Raw genomic sequence first — 408 nt, 5'->3', positions numbered from 1 at the left:
ATGTTTGAGTACGGTCATCATCTGACACTACAGACTCTGGCATCGCTGTGAAGACGACGCGAAATTCAGCATTTTCACAAGCGTTATCTTTTACAAAACCGATCTCACTCTCCTTTGATGCGAATGCCAGCGTCAGACATCATATGCAGATACTCACCTGCATCCTGAACCCATTGACCTCCAACCCCGTAATAGCGATGCGTAATGATGTCGATAGTTACTAACGGGTCTTGTTCGATTAACTGCCGCAGAAACTCTTCCAGGTCACCAGTGCAGTGCTTGATAACAGGAGTCTTCCCAGGATGGCGAACAACAAGAAACTGGTTTCCGTCTTCACGGACTTCGTTGCTTTCCAGTTTAGCAATACGCTTACTCCCATCCGAGATAACACCTTCGTAATACTCACGC

At 46.8% G+C, this 408-nt stretch carries 1 protein-coding gene; it reads right to left on the bottom strand.

Going from position 1 to position 408, the window contains the following annotated elements:
* Positions 1 to 104: 104 nt before the first annotated feature.
* The coding region (locus MTCD1_RS18595) for a hypothetical protein (RefSeq protein ID WP_438819300.1) at positions 105 to 408 on the bottom strand (304 nt) is incomplete at its 5' end.

It is taken from the genome of Colwellia marinimaniae (genome assembly GCF_002207865.1).
GTDB lineage: Bacteria > Pseudomonadota > Gammaproteobacteria > Enterobacterales > Alteromonadaceae > Colwellia > Colwellia marinimaniae.
The sequence above is the reverse complement of the archived record's forward strand: the minus strand, read 5'-3'. Positions and strand labels throughout refer to the sequence as shown.